Source organism: Pseudomonas sp. P110(2024) (assembly GCF_057480795.1).
Genome location: NZ_JBLIYT010000002.1, coordinates 1 through 17,277 on the forward strand (window position 1 = coordinate 1; position 17,277 = coordinate 17,277).

The following is a 17,277-nucleotide window of genomic DNA, read 5'->3' on the forward strand; positions in this document are numbered from 1 at the left end:
TTGGGGATTTTGGGCAGGTCACGCAAGGGTTTCTTTTTGGTTGGCATACATGCACCTCTTACTCATGTTATGCCCGAACACAAAATTTCTGACACCCTCGAATAAGCGTCAACATCGCAAATGAATGCAAATACAACTCTCAACACCAACTAAAATAACCAAACAACCAAACAACACTAACCAAAGAAACTCAAAGCCGCTGAAGAATCAACTCCCCCGAGCCCCCAGCCAACCCAGGCTGCCCGGCCTGCCCAGGCCGCCCATCCCCCCCAGCATCAGTCCGATAAACCAGACACCCCTTACTGGCCCCACCCAAACCAGCCTTCCCAGCAGCCCCCGCCTTGCCCGGAGCACCGCCATCAAGCCGCACCACAATCCGCTCTTGCGCAAACCCTTCAGGCACCGCCAGACGAACCCGCCCGCCGGAAGCCCCATCATGCCCATTGCCACCATCATCACCATTGGCCCCACGGCTGGCCTGCCCCCAGGTACACCCCCCGGGCTTGCCATTGGCCCCATCGAGCCCAACATACCCCGGCGCCCCAGCCCCGCCGCGGGCGTCGATCGACAGCCGGTCCGCCTCCAGCGCCTGCAACCGCAGATCCAGGTTACGCCCAGGCCGCGCAGCACGTTCATAGGTCCCGGGCGCCCCAGGCGCGCTGAATTCGCTGCCCTCGCCCAGGTAGGCACTCAAAGCCTCGATACTCAGGTCCCGCTCCGCCGGCGCAATGGCGATCCGCGCATCGCGCCCCAGCTCGAGCCGGTCGATCTTCAGTTCGGTAAGCGTGGCCGGCAGCAACAGCGTCGCCGAGTCGGCCACCCGCAACTGCTCCAGGTGCACACTGGCCGCCTTGTTGGGCAGACGCAGCATCGAATGGGCGGCGACCTCCAGGCTTTCGGCCTGGACCAGGGGGCTGGCCAGTGCGGCCAGCAACATCAGTTTACGCATGGCTCGACGCCTCCTGCGGACGGGGGATGGACATGACGTGGAAGATACCGGTCAGCAGGATCTGCAGGCGATCGAACCAACGGTGGCTGCGCCCGCGCAGGCTGCCATTGAAGAACAGCACCTCCAGCGCATGCAGCGACAGCAGGACGATACCCGCGGCATTGATCAGCAGATTGAGCGGCAACGGCTGCGGCATGAACAGGTTGAACAGCACCACGCCCCAGAACGCCACCGTCAGAGCCTTGCCCAGGCCCAGGATGAACTTCATGTCCGGCCCCCATGGATTGTTGTTATGTCGGCGCGGCCCGTTCGAGGGGGCCGCGCCGGCAACAGTAACCCTACTGCCAGGGCATGCGCCAGAGGGGTTCAGTTCAGGTGCAGCTCCACCCGTCGGTTGCGCGAGCGCCCCTCATCGGTGTCGTTGTCAGCCACCGGCTCACTCTCGCCACGGCCCTGGCTGGTCACCTTGTTCGGCGCCAGCCCCTGGCTGATCAAGTACTCGGCAACACCACTGGCGCGACGCTCGGACAAGCGCTGGTTATAGCTATCCGAGCCCACGCTGTCGGTGAAACCGATGACCTTGACACTGGTCACACTGGGGTCGTTGAGCTTGGGCAGCAAACCTTGCAGGCGCTGCTGGGCGCCCTGGGTCAGCTCGGCGGAGTCGAAGGCGAACAGCACCTGGCCCTGGTCATCGAGCGTGATCACCTCTGGGGTTGCGGTGGGTTCCGGTTGGGGTGCCGACGCCGGATACTGCGGCAGCGGGCAGCCCATGTGATTGACCTGGGTACCTGCCGGGGTGTCCGGGCAGCGGTCGCGGCGGTCGAATACGCCATCGCCATCCTCGTCGCCATCCTGGGCATAGCAGATCAGGCCACCGGCAATCGCACCGGCAACGCCGGCACCGGCCGCCCAGCTGGAACTTTCGATGGCGCCAAGGCCGCCGCCGACCAGTCCGCCCAGCAGGCTGCAGATGGGCCAGGTCCTTTGATTGAGGGGAGCGCTGCCATCGCTGTGGGTGGCGCAGCCTGTAATCAGGCTCGTCGCCACCACCAACGGCAGCGCCGCTTTCGACAAAACACGCATGGTGATTGCTCCTGTGTCACCGGCCGCTACCGGTCACACAGGAGTAAAGACGCGCCCGCGTCACTTCTCAAGGCGCGGGCGTACGGCACTCAACGCTGGATCTTGATCTCGGTGCGCCGGTTCATCGCCCGGCCATCGGCCGTGGCATTGTCAGCGACCGGCTGGGTCTCACCCGCGCCCCCCACCGAAATGAAGCTGGCTCGCGGCACGCCGCTTTCGACCAAGTAGTTGGTCACCGACTGGGCACGACGCTCGGAAAGTTTCTGGTTGTAGCTATCGGAGCCGACGCTGTCGGTGTGACCTGTCACGCTCAGACGAGCGCTCGGCGCTTCCTGCTTCAGGCGACTGGCCACTTTATCCAGGCGTTCTTTGTCTTTGAGAGTCAGGCTTGCCGAGTTGAACTCGAAGTGAACGTCACGAATGACGATGACCTCTTCCTTCTGCACCACCACTTCCTCGACCACCGGCGCCGGCTCAGGCGGGCAACCGTTGGCATCGACCTGCACGCCACGCGGAGTACCAGGGCACTTGTCGCGGCTGTCCGGCACACCATCGCCGTCTTCGTCGCCATCGCCGTGGGCCCAGCAATAGCCGGCCGCCAGGCCACCACCGAGCAATGCGCCCCAGCCAGCCCAGCTGGAGCTCTCGATCGCGCCCAGGGCCGCGCCGCCCACGCCCCCGACGGCAGCGCACTTCGGCCAGTCGGTTTTCTGCAAACCTGCACAACCAGTCAACACACTGGTGAGCAGAACCAGGGGTATCGCTGTGCGTACTATGCTCATCTTGTTGCTTCTCCTAGGGGGAATCGGTGCATTACCGATGCTCTGGGAGTAAAGACCGGCGATTACCGCTCTGCCAGCAATAAGCCCCGACGTAGCGACGCGCCTCTTTGCCCGATCGCTTAGGACCGCTAGTCTTGAGCGACCTGAACGAGGAATGGCAATGACCGAGGTTTTTTCACAACGCACGCCGCAGCAGGCCTTGGCCGCCCTGCTCGATCGCTTCACCCCGCGCCAGTTGCTGCTGGTGGGCAGTCGCTTCCCGGCTCTGGAAGCCTTCGCTGCCGCCCATCCCGAGACCCGGATCGAGGTCGCCGCACCCGGTCCGCTCACCGCCGAACAGGCAGCCCGACGCTTCGACCTGGCGGTACTGGTCGACTGTCTGGAGCACCTGCCCAAGCGCACCGGCCTGGAGCTGCTGGGCGGCATCCGCAACCTCAACGCCAGCCGCGTCGCGGTGCTGGCGGATCTGAACGCCTGCGGCTGGCAGGACACCGACTTCTATTCGCTGGCACTCTCGGCCAGCGAGAAGTTCCAGCGCGACGAACAGGTGTTGAGCCTGTTCACCTATGATCTGCATGACTACAAGCAGGTCCCGGACTGGCTCAATGCAAAGTTCTGGGCCAACCCTGAAAACTTCGGCAAGTACTGGTGGTGACTGGATGAGTGTCTCGATCTGCCCCTGCGGCAGCGGCAACCTGCTCGACGCCTGCTGTGGGCACTATCACAGCGGCACCCCGGCACCGGACGCCCAGACCCTGATGCGTTCGCGCTACAGCGCCTACGTGCTGGGCCTGATCGACTACCTGGTGAACACCACCCTGCCGGCCCAGCAGGCCGAGCTGGATCGCGCCGCCATGGCGGCCTGGAGCGCGCAGAGCACCTGGCTGGGGCTGGAGGTGGAAAGCGCCGAGGTACTGGGTGGGCAACCCGAACACGCCTTCGTCACCTTCACCGCACGCTGGCACGACCTGGAAGGCGACCACCAGCACCGCGAGCGCTCGGCATTCGTCCAGCATGCAGGACGCTGGTACTTCATCGACCCGACCGTGGCACTCAAGGCCGGTCGCAACGATCCCTGCCCCTGCGCCAGCGGGCAGAAATTCAAGAAATGCTGCGCCAGTTACCTCGGTAGTTGAACATGCGCCCCCTGGCCCGCCTGCTCACACTCTGCCTGTTGCTGGGCTGGCTGACGGGCTGCGCCGGCTGGGGCGGCGACACCTGGCGTGAGCCACAGCTGCACCTGCTCGAGGTGGAGCCGGTGAAGATGCGTCTGCATCAGCAGGAGTTCGTCCTGCACCTGCGGGTCGACAACCCCAACGAAAGCCGCCTGTTCATCCGTCATCTGACCTATTCGGTGCGCCTGGGCGACCTGCTCCTGGCCGAGGACGAGACCAGCCTATGGCGCAGCGTCGGCGGCCAGGCCCGGCGCACCTTCAAGATCACCGTGCGCACCAACCTCTGGCAGCACCTCAAGCCCCTGGCGAAGCTGCTCAAGCGTGGGCAACCCCTGCAATACCAACTGCGCGGCGAGCTGGCCACCGGGCTGATCCTCCATCGGGACCTGCACTTGTCGCAAAGGGGTGAGATAATCCCCGGCGATCTACAACCGGAGTAACCCCGCAATGACCCAGCAACCCCATGTCCATGGCCCCGACTGCAACCACGGTCACGACCATCACCACGCCCACGACCATGGCCATGTACACGGCCCGCACTGCAACCACGGCCACCAGGAGCCGGTGCGCAACGCCCTGAAGGACGTCGGCCGCAACGACCCTTGCCCGTGCGGCAGCGAGAAGAAATTCAAGAAGTGCCACGGCGCCTGATCGACGTCAAATCAGGCCATCGCGGGCCAAGCCCGCTCCCCGGCAAATCGTCGTGGGAGCGGGCTTGGCCCGCGATCCGCACATACCAGCACGACCACTGGTAAATAAAGCTCCCCGGCACCTTGCACGGCGACTGCGCGCTCACTACCTTAGCGCCTTTCAGAACCCCGCCACGCCCTGCAGGAGCCTAGTCATGGCCGCCCCCGTCCTTCCGCCCTTCCCTCTCCGCCTCGGCAGTGCTGCCGCGTTGCTAGGCCTGCTCGCGCTCGGCGGCTGCCAGATGGGTGGTCACCAGGACAGTGTGCTGCCGACGACGGGCATCCAACCGCTCAAGGGCCTGGCGCAGAACGTCTCGGTTCGGCGCAACGCGATGGGCGCGCCGCTGATCGAAAGCAGCAGCTTCCATGACGCGCTGTTCAGCCTGGGCTACCTGCACGCCGGGGATCGCATCGAGCAGATGGTCGCCATGCGCCTGCTGGCCCAGGGGCGCTTGGCCGAGCTGGCCGGGGCCGATGCCCTGGAGATCGATCGCCTGATGCGCGCCGCCAACCTCAAGCAGAGCGCCGGCCAGCTGTATGCCGATGCCTCGCCGCGCCTGAAGCGCTTCTTCGAGGTGTACGCCCGCGGGGTCAACGCCTACCTGTTCCGCTACCGCGACAAGCTGCCGGGCGAGCTCGCCCGCAGCGGCTACCGCCCGGAATACTGGAAGCCCGAGGACTCGGCACTGATCTTCAGCCTCTACGCCTTCAGCCAGTCGGTGAACCTGCAGGAGGAACTGTCGGCCCTGACCCTGGCGCAGAAGGTCGGTGCCGACAAACTCTCTTGGCTGCTGCCCGGCGCCCCCGACGAGCCACTGGCCGAGGGCGAGCTCGACAAACTCAAGGGCGTGAACCTGACCAGCCAACTGCCAGGGCTCGGCGCACTCACCGCCGCCGGCCAGCAACTGGCCGACCTCGGCCTGCTGGGCGCCCCCGGCTCAGCCAATTTGGCCCTGACGCCCCAGCGCAGCCGCAGCGGCAATAGCCTGCTGGCCAGCGACAACCGCGCCGCCTGGGCACTGAGCCCGGTGCAGATCCATACCACCAAGTACCGGGTCGCCGGCCTGTCGCTGCCAGGCCTGCCGATCGTGCTGGCCGGCTACAACGGCAAGCTGGCCTGGAGCAGCAGCGCGGTGATGGCCGACAACCAGGACCTGTTCCTCGAGCAAGTACGCCGCCAGGGCAGCCAGCTGAGCTACCTCGCTGACGGCAAGTGGCAGCAGGCCCGCGCACGCAATGAAACCTTCTTCGTCCGCGGCCAGCGCCCGCAGCGCGAGGTCATGTACGACACCCGCCATGGCACCCTGCTGCCAGGCCATGGCAGCCTGGCCCTGGCCCTGCACCTACCGCAGCTCAAGGAAGATCGCAGCCTCGACGCGCTGTTCGACCTGACCCGCGCGCAGAACATCGAGCGCGCCTTCGACAGCACCCGCGAGGTCGCTGCGGCGGCGTTGAACTTCGTGTTCGCCGAGCCCCAGCACATCGGCTGGCAGGTCAGTGGCCGCTACCCCAACCGCCGCGAAGGCCAGGGCCTGCTGCCCTCGCCGGGCTGGGACGGGCGTTATGATTGGGACGGCTACGCCGACCCGATGCTGCACCCCTACGACCAGGATCCGCCCGCCGGCTTCATCGGTCACGCCAACCAGCGCAGCCTGCCCAAGGGCTATGGCATGCAGCTGTCGAGCAGTTGGTACTACCCCGAGCGTGCCGAGCGCATGGCCCAGCTGGCCGGCAACGGTCGTCACGACAGCCGCAGCCTGATGGCCCTGCAGAACGACCAGGTGACGCTGCTGGCCGACAAGCTCAAGCAGATGTTCGACGCGCCCGGCATGGCCCAGCCGCTCAAGCAGGCCATCGATGCCCTGCCCGCCGGGCAGCGCGACAAGGCCCGCGATGCCCTGGCCCGGCTCAAGGCCTTCGATGGCCGGCTGAGCCCGGTGTCGGCCGATGCCGCGCTGTATGAACTGTTCCTGCAGGCGGTCACCCGGCGGACCTTCCTCGACGAACTGGGCCCGGAATCCAGCCCGGCCTGGCAGGCCTTCGTCGGCAATGCCCAGCTCTCCTACTCCGCCCAGGTCGATCACCTGCTGGGGCGCGAGGACAGCCCGTTCTGGGATGATCGCGGCACGCCGCAGAAGGAAGACAAGCCGACCATCCTCGCCCGCAGCCTGGCCGCCGCGGTGGATGCCGGCACCGCCCAGCTCGGCGCGGATCGCCGTGCCTGGCAATGGGGCAAGCTGCACCATTACCGTTGGCCGGCACCGACCTATCACGGCCTGGGCGACAAGCTCGACCGCGCGCCCCTGGCGGCGGGAGGCGACTTCAGCACCCTGGCCCTGACGCCTTATGCCTTGGGGAGCGGCTTCGACACTCAGTTGCCGGCCTCGGCGCGCATGATCATCGACTTCGGCCAGGCCGAACCGCTGCAGGTACTGACCAGCAACGGCCAGTCCGGCAACCCGGCCAGCCGCCACTACAGCGACGGGCTCGATGCCTGGTTCAAAGGCCGTTTCAGCAGCCTGCCGCTGCAACCACAGAACTTTGCCCGGGCCTATGGCAGCCAGCGGTTGACCCTGGTGCCTGGCAAGTAGCTCATTTGGCAGTCGAGATCAAGCGTCGCGCTGGCGGCGCTCGATCTCATGGCCGATACCAAGTCATCGCCTGGCTCCCTTGCGCCCCGCGATCCGAATAGTGCGCCACTCCCGAAGTTATGCTTCTATCCTTGATCCCAGCCTTCGCCCTAAAACGCTGATATCAGGACCACCATGCACCAATCGACCCACGACCTGCTCTCCCCTGTCCCGGGTATCGCCCGCCAGCTGCACAGCTTCCACTTTGGCCCGCGTGGCGCCGGCAAGGTGTACATCCAGGCCTCGCTGCACGCCGACGAGCTACCGGGCATGCTGGTGGCCTGGCACCTGAAGCAGCGACTCGGGGAAATGGAGCAGCAGGGCCGCTTGCGCAAGGAGATCATCCTCGTACCGGTGGCCAACCCGGTGGGCCTGGAACAGGTGCTGCTGGACGCGCCGCTGGGCCGTTTCGAACTGCAAAGCGGTGAAAACTTCAACCGCAAGTTCGTCGACTTGTCCGACAGCATCGGTGACCAGATCGAAGGCCATCTCACCCAGGATCCGGCGCACAACCTGGCGCTGATTCGCGAATACCTGCGCCGGGGCCTGGAAGCCCACCCCGCGCACACGCCGCTGCAGTCGCAGCGCCTGACCCTGCAACGCCTGGCCTGCGACGCCGACATGGTCCTCGACCTGCACTGCGACTTCGAGGCGGTCGAGCATCTGTATACCACGCCGGAAGCCTGGCCCCAGGTCGAGCCGCTGGCCCGCTACCTGGGCGTGCAGGCCAGCCTGCTGGCCACCGACTCGGGTGGACAGTCGTTCGATGAGTGTTTCAGCCTGGTGTGGTGGCAACTGCAGCAGCGTTTCGCCAAACGCTTCCCGATCCCCCAGGGCAGTTTCTCGGTGACCATCGAGCTGCGCGGCCAGGCCGATGTCAGCCACCCCCTGGCGACCCGGGACTGCCAGGCGATCCTCGACTTCCTTACCCATGCCGGGATCATCGAGGGCCAGCCGGCCCCGCTGCCCGCATTGGTTCACCCGGCGACGCCGCTGGCGGCGGTGGAACCAGTCATGACGCCGCTTGGCGGGCTGCTGGTGTTCCACGCCGCGCCCGGCCAGTACCTGCAAGCCGGAGAGCTGATAGCCGAGGTCATCGACCCGCTCAACGACCGGGTCACCCCTCTGCGCAATACCCAGGCCGGCCTGCTCTACGCGCGCAGCATCAGGCGCATGGCCACGGCGGGCATGGTGGTTGCCCATGTGGCCGGCGCACAGGTTTGCCGCAGCGGCTATCTGCTGGGCAACTGAGACAAATCAGGCCACTGGGGCGGGCGGCGGCTCATCGGGCAGGGTCGGCTCGCCCGGCTCCATCGGTGGGTGCTCACCTGGTTCCGGCGGCTGCGGTGTGTCGGGATCGGGCTGGTGCGGCACGCCACCGGCCTGCATCGGCAGCGGTGTGTGGATCGGCGGGTGGGCCATCAGCGACCAGGCCAGCAATCCGATCTGGTTCGGCTGCAGGACGGCCAGCTTGGCACTGATTGCGGGGTCGATTTTCATAGGCGGCTCCTGACGAGGCCCGGCGCACGGCATGCGCGCCAGGACTTCTCGTTGGAGTTCCGGGCGCGGAAACAATTCCCGCGCTTTGTCGGCTCAGGTGCGTGGCAGGGTGACGCCGCGCTGGCCCTGGTACTTGCCACCACGGTCCTTGTACGACACTTCACATTCCTCGTCGGACTGCAGGAACAGCATCTGCGCCACGCCTTCGTTGGCGTAGATCTTCGCCGGCAGCGTGGTGGTGTTGGAGAACTCCAGGGTCACATGGCCTTCCCACTCGGGCTCGAGCGGCGTGACGTTGACGATGATGCCGCAACGGGCGTAGGTGCTTTTGCCCAGGCAGATGGTCAGCACGTCGCGCGGAATGCGGAAATACTCGACGGTGCGGGCCAGGGCGAAGGAGTTCGGCGGAATGATGCACACGTCACTCTTGATGTCGACGAAACTGCCGGCATCGAAGTTCTTCGGATCGACGGTGGCCGAGTTGATGTTGGTGAAGACTTTGAATTCGTCGGCGCAGCGTACGTCGTAGCCATAGCTGGAGACACCGAAGGAAATGACCCGGCTGTCCTGCTCGCCGCGCACCTGGCGCTCGACGAACGGTTCGATCATGCCGTGTTCCTGCGCCATGCGGCGAATCCACTTGTCCGATTTGATGCTCATGGCGGGGGTGTCCTGAAGAGTGCGGGGTAAAAAACGAGAGGTGCATCTTACCGGTCCCAACGCCCAGGTTAAAGTTTCCTCGCCCTATCCCGCGCCGGACGGGGCCTGTACAGGCCGCCGATCCGAATTTCATCAAAGCGCTTCTTGGCCATTGGCAGGTTGTGGAAAGTGGGTTAAGGTGGCGCCACTGTGCTGCACGTGACACCGAGAATCTCTAGTTTGATGCACGATCCTGATCGGCCCATCGCTGAATTTTCTGCTCTCTTTGCGCTCAGTCCCGGTCAGGGTGTTTCCTGACCGTTATCAACTTTGTCCAAGGAGACAGAAAAATGTCCAACCGTCAATCCGGTGTTGTCAAGTGGTTCAACGATGAGAAGGGCTACGGCTTCATCACCCCTCAGTCGGGCGACGACCTGTTCGTGCACTTCAAAGCCATCCAAGCTGACGGCTTCAAAACCCTGAAAGAAGGCCAGGCTGTTACTTTCGTCGCTACCCGCGGCCAGAAAGGCATGCAGGCTGAAGAAGTTCAGATCGCCTAAGTCGATCTCGCTTCCTCGCTTTCAAAAAAAACCCGCCATTGGCGGGTTTTTTTGTGCCTGAAGATTGATGGCTTTGTAAGCATATCTATTCGTGGGAGCGGGCTTGCCCCGCGATGGCGCCAGCCCAGGCAACCATCATCGCGGGGCAAGCCCGCACCCACGCCCCTCAGGTCCTGAGCTACCCAGCCCGAATCAATCCTCGCTGATGGTAATGCTCGGCATCACCGGCGCCGCCGCTTCCTGCAGCACGATCCGCGCCCCCACCTGCCGCGCCAGCTCCTGGTAGACCATGGCGATCTGGCTTTCCGGCTCGGCGATGGCGGTCGGCTTGCCGCTGTCGGCCTGTTCGCGGATCAGCATCGACAGCGGCAGCGAGGCCAGCAGTTCGACGCCGTACTGCGCCGCCAGCTTCTCGCCACCGCCTTCGCCGAACAGGTGCTCGGCATGGCCGCAGTTGGAACAGATATGCACGGCCATGTTCTCGACCACGCCCAACACCGGGATGTTGACTTTGCGGAACATCTCCACGCCTTTCTTCGCATCCAGCAACGCCAGGTCCTGGGGCGTGGTGACGATCACCGAGCCTGCCACCGGCACCTTCTGCGCCAGGGTCAGCTGGATGTCGCCGGTGCCCGGCGGCATGTCGATCACCAAGTAGTCGAGGTCGTCCCAGGCGGTCTGGGTCACCAGTTGCAGCAATGCCCCGGAAACCATCGGGCCACGCCAGACCATCGGCGTGTTGTCGTCGGTGAGAAACGCCATGGACATGACCTCGACGCCATGGGCCTTGATCGGCACGAACCACTTCTGATCGCGCACCTGCGGACGGGTGCCCTCGGCGATGCCGAACATCACCCCCTGGCTCGGGCCATAGATGTCGGCATCAAGAATACCCACTCGGGCGCCCTCGCGGGCCAGGGCCAGGGCCAGGTTGGCGGCGGTGGTCGACTTGCCGACCCCGCCCTTGCCCGAGGCCACGGCGATGATGTTCTTCACGTTGGCCATGGCCGGCACCTGGGCCTGAGCCTTGTGGGTGGCAATCACGCAGTCGATGCTCACGCTCGCCGAGGCAACGCCATCGAGGTTGCCGATCGCGGTCTGCAGCACCTGCGCCCAGCCGCCCTTGAACAGGCCGGCGGCATACCCCAACTGCAACTGCACGCTGACCTGCCCGCCCTGGATGTCGATGGCGCGCACGCAACCGGCGCTGACCGGGTCCTGGTTCAGGTAGGGGTCGGTGTACTGGCGAAGCACGCCTTCGACGGCGGCACGGGTGACGGCACTCATGGAGGCTCCCATTGGCAAACTGGATACGGAACAGGCGCCTATGCTAACCCGTCAATCGTCAGCAGATGCGTCCTTGGGGTGAAATAAATTCGCCAGCCCTTTATAGTGGCCGATCACCCTCATTTTTACCCCGTAGCCAGATAAGTAGCCGAGCCACCATGTCCGAGCCACGTCAGATTCTCGTCACCAGCGCCCTGCCCTATGCCAATGGATCGATCCACCTTGGCCATATGCTGGAGTACATCCAGACGGACATGTGGGTGCGCTTCCAGAAGCTGCGCGGCAACCAGTGCATCTATGTCTGCGCCGACGACGCCCACGGTTCGGCCATCATGCTGCGCGCGGAAAAGGAAGGCATCACCCCGGAGCAGCTGATCGCCAACGTCCAGGCCGAGCACAGCGCCGACTTCGCCGACTTCCTGGTCGACTTCGACAACTACCACTCCACGCACAGCGAGGAGAACCGTGAGCTGTCGAGCCTGATCTACACCCGTCTGCGCGACGCCGGGCATATCGCCAACCGTTCGGTCACCCAGTATTTCGACCCCGAGAAGGGCATGTTCCTCGCCGACCGTTTCATCAAGGGCACCTGCCCCAAGTGCGCGGCCGAGGACCAGTACGGCGACAACTGCGAGAAATGCGGCGCCACCTACGCCCCCACCGAACTGAAGAACCCCAAGTCGGCGATCTCCGGCGCCACCCCGGTGCTGCGCGACTCGCAGCACTTCTTCTTCAAGCTGCCGGACTTCCAGGCCATGCTGCAGCAGTGGACCCGCAGCGGCACCCTGCAGGACGCGGTGGCCAACAAGCTCGCCGAATGGCTGGACTCGGGCCTGCAGGAATGGGACATCTCCCGTGACGCGCCGTACTTCGGATTCGAGATCCCGGGCGAACCGGGCAAGTACTTCTACGTTTGGCTGGACGCGCCGATCGGCTACATGGCCAGCTTCAAGAACCTCTGCGCCCGCCGCCCGGAGCTGGACTTCGACGCGTTCTGGAACGAAGGCTCCAAGGCCGAGCTGTACCACTTCATCGGCAAGGACATCGTCAACTTCCACGCGCTTTTCTGGCCGGCGATGCTCGAAGGCGCGGGCCTGCGCAAGCCGACCGCGGTCAACGTGCACGGCTACCTGACCGTCAACGGCGCAAAAATGTCGAAATCGCGCGGCACCTTCATCAAGGCGCGCACCTACCTCGACCACCTGCAGCCGGAATACCTGCGCTACTACTACGCCGCCAAGCTGGGTCGCGGCGTCGATGACCTCGACCTGAACCTCGAGGATTTCGTGCAGAAGGTCAATTCCGACCTGGTCGGCAAGGTGGTCAACATCGCCAGCCGCTGCGCCGGCTTCATCCACAAGGGCAACGATGGCGTGATGGTTGCCGGCGATGCCGCGCCCGAACTGACCGAGGCCTTCCTCGCCGCCGCGCCGTCGATCGCCGAGGCCTACGAGGCCCGCGACTTCGGCCGCGCCATGCGCGAAATCATGGCCCTGGCCGACCGCGCCAACGCCTGGATCGCCGACAAGGCGCCCTGGTCGCTGGCCAAGCAGGAGGGCAAGCAGGACGAGGTGCAGGCCATCTGCGCCCAGGGCGTCAACCTGTTCCGCCAGCTGGTAATCTTCCTCAAGCCGGTGCTGCCGCTGCTGGCAGCGGATGCCGAGGCGTTCCTCAACGTCGCCCCGCTGACCTGGGACGACCACCTGTCGCGCCTGGAAAACCATCAGCTCAACCCGTTCAAGGCCCTGATGAGCCGTATCGAGCCGGCCAAGGTCGAGGCCATGGTCGCCGCCAGCAAGGAAGACCTGCTGGCTGCCGAAGCCAAGGCCGCCCCGGCGGGCAATGGCGAGCTGGCCAAGGACCCGCTGTCGGCCGAGATCGAATTCGACACCTTCGCCGCGGTCGACCTGCGCGTGGCGCTGATCGTCAAGGCCGAAGCCGTGCCCGGTGCCGACAAGCTGCTGCAGCTGACCCTGGACATCGGCGACGAGCGTCGCAACGTGTTCTCGGGCATCAAATCGGCCTACCCGGAACCTTCCCTGCTGGAAGGCCGCCTGACCATGATGGTAGCCAACCTCAAGCCGCGCAAAATGCGTTTCGGCGTTTCCGAGGGCATGGTCATGGCCGCCGGCCCCGGTGGTGAAGAAATCTACCTGCTCAGCCCTGACAGCGGCGCCAAGCCAGGCCAGCGCATCAAGTAAGCCCTCCTGCCCCGGCCAAATGGCCGGGGCAGTTGCATCTGCCGCCCGCTGTCCGATAATGACGGCACCCTCCCGCTTTCGGCATCGCCATGAGTGACTACGTCCTGATCCTGGTCAGCGCCGCGCTGGTCAATCACCTGGTCCTGAAGGCCGAGCCGATCGAGCGTGCGCGCCTGCATGCATTGGGCCTGTGTTCGGCCCTGATGATCCTCGTTGCGCTGCCTGTCGGCGCCTGGCTGCACCGACAATTTCTCGCACCCATGGAGTTGCAGAACCTGCAATTGTTCATTTTCCTGCCCTTGCTGACGGCACTGGCCTGGACACTGCCAAACCTGCTCCGACGCTTTCGGCCAAGCTGGCCCATGCACGGCCTGCAACCCTTGCTGAGCGCAAACGCCGTGGTGCTAGGCTTGCTGTTACAGCTTGCCAACGACGATGCGGACGGATGGAGGGTGCTGGTGTGGGCTGTCATCAGTGCACTGGGATTCTGGCTGGCCCTCATGCTGTATGCCGACCTTGACGCCCGCTGCCACCATGGGGAAATACCCGCAGCCCTGCGCGGCTTGCCTGTGAAGCTGATCGGCAGCGGCGTGATGGCCATGGCGCTTTCGGGATTCAACGGACTCTTCACCCAATGATCCTGACCCTACGCATCAATGTCTTGCCCCCGGCAATTGAAGCCACTGCTGCGCAACACCTCAAGGAAGCGCAAAACCATGACGACCACTGATCCGCGCCTGCGCAGCTCCATGCAACGGGTACTGCTAGCCTGCGCCCCTGGTCTGCTGGTGCTGTTCTGGTTGCATGGCTGGGGCGTGCTGATCAATCTGCTGTTGAGCGCTTGCACGGCGCTGGTCACCGAAGCGCTGCTGCTGCGCTGGCGGAGAATGCCGGTCGCCTGCGCCGCTGGCGACGGCAGCGCGCTGGTCACCGCCACGCTGCTGGCGGCTGCCTTACCCAGCCAGGCGCCCTGGTGGCTGCCGGTGACGGCGGCTTGCGTCGCCATCGGCCTGGGGAAACAGGCTTTCGGTGGCGTCGGGCGCAACCTGTTCAACCCCGCCATGGTCGGCTATGGGTTCGTCCTGCTGAGTTTCCCACTGCAGATGAACCACTGGCCAGGTCAGGCACCTGGGCTCGTGGAAAGCCTGAGCCTGAGCTTCGGGGCCAGTGAAAGGATCGACGCCTGGGCCAGCCCCACGGTGCTTGATGTCTTGCGCCACAACCGTAGCCTGACCATCGACGAACTGTTCGCCAGTCACCCAGCGTTCGGCCATCTGGGTGGGCGTGGCACCGAGTGGGTCAACCTCGCCTTCCTGCTCGGCGGGGTGTTCCTGCTGCAGCGCAAGGTCTTCGGCTGGCAGGCCCCCGTCGGCCTGCTCGGCGCCTTGTTCCTGTCCAGCCTGCTGGGCTGGAATGGCTCCGGCTCCGACTCCCACGGCTCGCCACTGCTGCACCTGCTGTCCGGTTCGACCATGCTCGCCGCCTTCTTCATCGCCACCGAACCGGTGTCCGGCTGCAAGCAACCGCAGGCCCGCCTGCTGTTCGGTATAGGCACCGGCCTGCTGATCTACCTGATCCGCACTTGGGGCAGCTTCGCCGATGGCACGGCGTTCGCCGTCCTGCTGATGAACCTCGCCGCGCCCATCCTTGACCGCTGGGTGGAACGCCGCCAGCAGGCCTGCCCATGATCGCCCGCAAACGCAGTACCGCAGTGCTGCTACTGGTGGCAGGACTGGCGATTGCCGCGACACTGGCCTGGCAGCGCTTCACCGCCGGACCGATTGCCGTGGCCTCCCGCCAGTGGCAGGAACAGCAGTGGCTCAAGGTGCTGCCACCGGGCAGCTACGACAACCGGCCATTGCAAACGCCCGTGGCACTCACGGACACTAAACTGAGCCATAGCCATCTGCTGGCCGGCTACCGCGCCAACTTGGCGGGAGCCACCAGCGCTGTTCTGCTTCACAGCAGCGTCCAAGGCTATGGCGGTGCCATCGAGTTGGTGATCGCCATCAGCCCTGCGGGCCGTCTGGTGGGCGTGCGTGTACTCAAACAGCAGGAAAGCCCTGGTTTGGGCGATCAACTGGTCGATCCGGCGCGCCATTGGCTGGACCAGTTTCTCGGTCAGACACTGCGCGATACACCCGAACAGGCCTGGGCGCTCAAGCGTGACCAGGGTGCGTTCGACCAACTAGCCGGGGCGACAGTGACTTCGCGGGCAGTCATCGAGGCGATCCAGGATACGCTGCGCTACTTCGACCAACATCGCCCCGCGTTGCTCGGTGAGATACCCCCATGAAGCGTTGCTGGCCCGTGCCAATCAGCCTGGTGCCATTGCTCGGCGCGACCGGCACTGTCGTCCAGGCGTTGGCGATAAGCCTTTGCACAGTGTTGCTGGTAGGCCTGCACCAGGTATTGATGATCCCGCTGCGCAGGCACCTGGACCATGGCCCCCGCCTGTGGGCAAGTACTGTACTTGCCGCCGCCTTGGCGACCTGCCTGCACCTCAGCCTGCAAGCCTGGGCGATGCCCCTGGCCCAGCAACTTGCCCTCTACCCGCTGCTGTTGGCCCTGCCCTGCCTGGCCAATGAGCAACTGCCAGCACAACCTGGCCGATATCGCCAGTTGGGGCTAGGACTGCTCGGTGTCCTCGCAACCGGCCTGGCCCTGGGCATCTGCCGCCAACTGCTGAGCGATGCTCTCGGCCTACACCTCGCCGCACTGGCTCCTGGCGCCTTGATACTGCTCGGCCTGCTGCTGGGCCTGTACAATCACTTGCGTCCATCGAACACCGCCTCACGCCGTCAAGGAACCCGCTGACCCCATGAATGCCGCCAAACGCCTGGAGATCTTTCGCAGGCTGCATGAAGACAATCCCGAGCCCAAGACCGAACTGGCCTATTCCACCCCCTTCGAACTGCTGATAGCGGTAATCCTCTCGGCCCAGTCGACGGATGTCGGCGTCAACAAGGCCACCGCTCGCCTGTTCCCGGTCGCAAACACCCCACAAGCGATCCACGCCTTGGGCATCGAAGGCCTGAGCGAGTACATCAAGACCATCGGCCTGTACAACAGCAAGGCCAAGAACGTCATCGAAACCTGCCGCCTGCTGATCGAACAGCACGCCGGCGAAGTCCCGCAGACCCGCGAAGCCCTCGAAGCCCTGCCAGGCGTTGGCCGCAAGACCGCCAATGTGGTGCTCAACACTGCCTTTCGCCAATTCACCATGGCCGTCGACACGCATATCTTCCGGGTCAGCAACCGCACGGGCATCGCGCCGGGTAAAACCGTGCTGGAGGTGGAGAAGAAGTTGCTCAAGTTCGTCCCCAGGGACTATCTGCTCGATGCCCATCACTGGTTGATCCTGCATGGCCGCTATGTCTGTCAGGCCCGAAAACCGCGCTGCGGCAGTTGCCGGATCGAGGACCTGTGCGAATACAAGCAGAAGACTTCTGACGATTGAGGCGATAGCTCATACTTGCTCGAGGCGATTGAAAAAATCTTTTTTACCCATTCTGCGATTCCCGTTATAAGGACGGCCAATGGCCCCTTGGCTTGGAGTGACGCATGAGCACCGATAAAGAAGACTTGGCAATCGACGACGATTTTCAGAGTGCGGACGACGATGTGGAGCCGCAGGCCGAACCGGCCAAGACCAACCTGAGCAAACGCCGCACCATTGACAACATGCTTGAGGAACGACGCCTGCAAAAGCAACTGGCCGACTTCGACTACGACCTGTAGTAGACGCAAAAGCCTCCCGAGCGGAGGCTTTTTCAATG

The 17,277-nt window shown here is 64.6% G+C and carries 21 protein-coding genes; 14 read left to right on the forward strand and 7 right to left on the reverse strand.

Annotation, left to right across the window (positions count from 1 at the left end; all coding sequences use genetic code 11):
* Positions 1–190 precede the first annotated feature (190 nt).
* The 4 genes from AC25ND_RS02975 to AC25ND_RS02990 all read right to left on the reverse strand — a co-directional run bounded on the left by AC25ND_RS02975 (position 191) and on the right by AC25ND_RS02990 (position 2,817).
* Entirely contained in the window at positions 191–949 is a 759-nt protein-coding gene (locus tag AC25ND_RS02975) for a hypothetical protein (RefSeq protein WP_036985967.1), read from the reverse strand.
* Positions 942–1,217 carry a DUF1145 domain-containing protein gene (locus AC25ND_RS02980; protein WP_050704046.1) on the reverse strand — a complete coding sequence of 92 codons (276 nt, stop codon included), beginning with the start codon at positions 1,215–1,217 and terminating at the stop codon, positions 942–944. The genes AC25ND_RS02975 and AC25ND_RS02980 overlap by 8 nt, the downstream gene beginning before the upstream one ends.
* A 98-nt stretch (positions 1,218–1,315) precedes the next feature.
* Positions 1,316–2,035, reverse strand: a complete 720-nt coding sequence (locus tag AC25ND_RS02985; RefSeq protein WP_028690057.1) for a PA1041 family peptidoglycan-binding anchor lipoprotein — start codon at positions 2,033–2,035, stop codon at positions 1,316–1,318.
* Between the two features lie 89 nt (positions 2,036–2,124).
* The gene (locus tag AC25ND_RS02990; RefSeq protein ID WP_028690058.1) at positions 2,125–2,817 is read right to left on the reverse strand and encodes a PA1041 family peptidoglycan-binding anchor lipoprotein; all 693 of its coding nucleotides are present in this window, start codon (positions 2,815–2,817) and stop codon (positions 2,125–2,127) included.
* Positions 2,818–2,977: 160 nt separating this feature from the next.
* On the opposite strand from AC25ND_RS02990, the gene AC25ND_RS02995 reads away from it, so the two are divergent.
* The 6 genes from AC25ND_RS02995 to AC25ND_RS03020 all read left to right on the forward strand — a co-directional run bounded on the left by AC25ND_RS02995 (position 2,978) and on the right by AC25ND_RS03020 (position 8,562).
* Positions 2,978–3,472: a DUF6231 family protein gene (locus AC25ND_RS02995; protein WP_186597736.1), complete on the forward strand. Its 495-nt coding sequence runs from the start codon at positions 2,978–2,980 to the stop codon at positions 3,470–3,472.
* Between the two features lie 4 nt (positions 3,473–3,476).
* A complete protein-coding gene (locus tag AC25ND_RS03000; protein ID WP_028690060.1) occupies positions 3,477–3,953 on the forward strand; it encodes a YchJ family protein in 477 nt (158 codons plus the stop codon).
* A 2-nt stretch (positions 3,954–3,955) separates the two neighbouring features.
* Entirely contained in the window at positions 3,956–4,432 is a 477-nt protein-coding gene (locus tag AC25ND_RS03005) for an LEA/WHy family protein (protein WP_186597738.1), read from the forward strand.
* Between the two features lie 7 nt (positions 4,433–4,439).
* Positions 4,440–4,643, forward strand: coding sequence for an SEC-C metal-binding domain-containing protein (locus AC25ND_RS03010; RefSeq protein WP_028690062.1), 204 nt, complete (start codon positions 4,440–4,442; stop codon positions 4,641–4,643).
* Positions 4,644–4,836: 193 nt separating this feature from the next.
* Positions 4,837–7,272 (forward strand): penicillin acylase family protein, encoded by a 2,436-nt coding sequence (locus tag AC25ND_RS03015; protein ID WP_486976097.1) that lies wholly within the window; start codon positions 4,837–4,839, stop codon positions 7,270–7,272.
* A 174-nt stretch (positions 7,273–7,446) separates the two neighbouring features.
* Positions 7,447–8,562: a succinylglutamate desuccinylase/aspartoacylase family protein gene (locus AC25ND_RS03020; protein ID WP_062363574.1), complete on the forward strand. Its 1,116-nt coding sequence runs from the start codon at positions 7,447–7,449 to the stop codon at positions 8,560–8,562.
* Between the two features lie 6 nt (positions 8,563–8,568).
* On the opposite strand, the gene AC25ND_RS03025 is transcribed toward AC25ND_RS03020, so the two are convergent.
* Complete coding sequence (locus tag AC25ND_RS03025; RefSeq protein WP_062363571.1) at positions 8,569–8,811, reverse strand: hypothetical protein; 243 nt, start codon at positions 8,809–8,811, stop codon at positions 8,569–8,571.
* 93 nt (positions 8,812–8,904) lie between these two features.
* Entirely contained in the window at positions 8,905–9,471 is a 567-nt protein-coding gene (dcd, locus tag AC25ND_RS03030) for a dCTP deaminase (RefSeq protein WP_003258001.1), read from the reverse strand.
* A gap of 329 nt (positions 9,472–9,800) precedes the next feature.
* Between dcd and AC25ND_RS03035 the strand changes: the two genes are divergently transcribed.
* Positions 9,801–10,010, forward strand: a complete 210-nt coding sequence (locus AC25ND_RS03035) for a cold-shock protein (RefSeq protein ID WP_003254922.1) — start codon at positions 9,801–9,803, stop codon at positions 10,008–10,010.
* Positions 10,011–10,202: 192 nt separating this feature from the next.
* Here the strand turns inward: AC25ND_RS03035 and apbC are convergent, their stop codons facing one another.
* Positions 10,203–11,297 (reverse strand): iron-sulfur cluster carrier protein ApbC, encoded by a 1,095-nt coding sequence (gene apbC, locus AC25ND_RS03040; RefSeq protein ID WP_186594400.1) that lies wholly within the window; start codon positions 11,295–11,297, stop codon positions 10,203–10,205.
* Positions 11,298–11,455: 158 nt separating this feature from the next.
* On the opposite strand from apbC, the gene metG reads away from it, so the two are divergent.
* The 7 genes from metG to AC25ND_RS03075 all read left to right on the forward strand — a co-directional run bounded on the left by metG (position 11,456) and on the right by AC25ND_RS03075 (position 17,239).
* The gene (gene metG / locus AC25ND_RS03045; RefSeq protein WP_062363562.1) at positions 11,456–13,498 is read left to right on the forward strand and encodes a methionine--tRNA ligase; all 2,043 of its coding nucleotides are present in this window, start codon (positions 11,456–11,458) and stop codon (positions 13,496–13,498) included.
* A gap of 89 nt (positions 13,499–13,587) precedes the next feature.
* Positions 13,588–14,136, forward strand: coding sequence for an Rnf-Nqr domain containing protein (locus tag AC25ND_RS03050; RefSeq protein WP_186594398.1), 549 nt, complete (start codon positions 13,588–13,590; stop codon positions 14,134–14,136).
* 78 nt (positions 14,137–14,214) lie between these two features.
* A complete protein-coding gene (locus tag AC25ND_RS03055) occupies positions 14,215–15,186 on the forward strand; it encodes an RnfABCDGE type electron transport complex subunit D (protein ID WP_186594396.1) in 972 nt (323 codons plus the stop codon).
* Positions 15,183–15,794: an RnfABCDGE type electron transport complex subunit G gene (locus AC25ND_RS03060; RefSeq protein WP_186594388.1), complete on the forward strand. Its 612-nt coding sequence runs from the start codon at positions 15,183–15,185 to the stop codon at positions 15,792–15,794. Before AC25ND_RS03055 ends, AC25ND_RS03060 begins: the two co-directional genes overlap by 4 nt.
* Positions 15,791–16,315, forward strand: a complete 525-nt coding sequence (locus tag AC25ND_RS03065) for an Rnf-Nqr domain containing protein (RefSeq protein ID WP_186594379.1) — start codon at positions 15,791–15,793, stop codon at positions 16,313–16,315. Before AC25ND_RS03060 ends, AC25ND_RS03065 begins: the two co-directional genes overlap by 4 nt.
* Before the next feature lie 4 nt (positions 16,316–16,319).
* A complete protein-coding gene (gene nth / locus AC25ND_RS03070; RefSeq protein ID WP_062363547.1) occupies positions 16,320–16,958 on the forward strand; it encodes an endonuclease III in 639 nt (212 codons plus the stop codon).
* Between the two features lie 104 nt (positions 16,959–17,062).
* A complete protein-coding gene (locus tag AC25ND_RS03075) occupies positions 17,063–17,239 on the forward strand; it encodes a PA3496 family putative envelope integrity protein (RefSeq protein WP_028690073.1) in 177 nt (58 codons plus the stop codon).
* The last annotated feature ends 38 nt before the right edge of the window (positions 17,240–17,277 follow it).